The organism is Nocardiopsis halotolerans DSM 44410 (genome assembly GCF_000341065.1).
Lineage (GTDB): Bacteria > Actinomycetota > Actinomycetes > Streptosporangiales > Streptosporangiaceae > Nocardiopsis > Nocardiopsis halotolerans.
In genome coordinates, this window is sequence record NZ_ANAX01000337.1 from 5,180 (window position 1) to 6,718 (window position 1,539).

General features: G+C 73.0%; 1 protein-coding gene and 1 pseudogene (1 of these 2 running past the window's edge). Both read left to right on the forward strand.

Features of this window, described 5'->3' with window-relative positions:
- Positions 1–1,038: pseudogene (locus tag D455_RS31630) on the forward strand (dihydroorotase); it begins 247 nt to the left of the window's first position.
- A 50-nt stretch (positions 1,039–1,088) separates the two neighbouring features.
- Positions 1,089–1,539 (forward strand): carbamoyl-phosphate synthase domain-containing protein (locus D455_RS0125055; RefSeq protein ID WP_040685116.1); only part of this gene is annotated, 451 nt, incomplete at its 3' end.

Sequence of the window (1,539 nt, forward strand, 5' to 3'; positions counted from 1 at the left end):
GCCGTCCACGCCATGGCCAACACCGACCCCGTCGCCGACACCGCCGGGGTCGTCGAACAGGTCTGGCGCCTGGGCCGCGAGGCCGGGTACTGCGACGTGCGCCCCGTCGGCGCCGTCACCGTCGGCCTGGCCGGTGAGCGCCTGTCGGAGATCGGCGCCATGGCCGACTCCGCCGCGGGCGTCCGCGTCTTCTCCGACGACGGCATCTGCGTCTCCGACGCCCTGCTCATGCGCCGCGCCCTGGAGTACGTCAAGGCCTTCGACGGGGTCGTCGCCCAGCACGCCCAGGAGCCGCGCCTGACCCAGGGCGCCCAGATGAACGAGGGCTGCGTCTCCGACCGCCTCGGCCTGCCCGGCTGGCCCGCGGTCGCCGAGGAGGCGATCATCGCCCGCGACTGCCTGCTGGCCCAGCACGTGGGCTCGCGCCTGCACGTGTGCCACGTCTCCACCAGGGGTTCGGTCGACATCATCCGCTGGGCCAAGGCCCGCGGCTGCGACGTCACCGCCGAGGTCACTCCCCACCACCTGCTGCTGACCGACGAGCTGGTGGAGAGCTACGATCCGATCTACAAGGTCAACCCGCCCCTGCGCACCGCCGAGGACGTCCAGGCGCTGCGCGAGGGACTGGCGGACGGCACGATCGACGTCGTCGCCACCGACCACGCCCCCCACCCCGTGGAGGCCAAGGAGACCGAGTGGTCCACCGCCGCCATGGGAATGGTCGGACTGGAGACCGCGTTGGCCGTCGTGCAGCGCACGATGGTGGACACCGGCCTGCTCACCTGGGCCGACGTCGCCGACCGTATGTCCACGACCCCGGCCCGCATCGGCCGCGTCCACGACCACGGTCACGGCCTCGCCGCCGGTGAGCCCGCCAACGTCGTCCTGTACGACCCGGCCGCGCCCGTCGAGGTGGACGGGACGGCCATGGTCACCAAGAGCAGCAACACCCCCTTCCGGGGCATGACCCTGCCCGGCCGGGTGCGCGCCACGTTCCTGCGCGGCGCCCCGACCGTTCTGGAGGGGAAGATCCAGTGAGCACAGCAGAGAACACCCGGGCCGTGAACGGCCCGGAGGAGGGGGCGAACGTGTCCGAGAGCGGACCCGCGATTCTGGTACTCGAGGACGGCCGGGTCTTCCGCGGCCGCTCCTTCGGCGCCACCGGCGAGACCTTCGGCGAGGCGGTCTTCAACACCGGGATGACCGGCTACCAGGAGACCCTCACCGACCCCTCCTACCACCGCCAGATCGTGGCGATGACCGCCCCGCACATCGGCAACACCGGCGTCAACGACGACGACCCCGAGTCCGGCCGCGTCTGGGTCGCCGGGTACGTCGTGCGCGAGCCCGCCCGCATCACCTCCAACTGGCGCGCCGAGCGCACCCTGGACGAGGAGCTGCGCCGCCAGAACGTGGTCGGCATCGCCCTGACCGGCACCCGCGCCCTCACCCGCCACCTGCGCGACAAGGGCGCCATGCGCGCGGCCATCAGCACCACCGGGACCGACCCGCAGGCGCTGCTGGCCCGCGTCCGGCAGC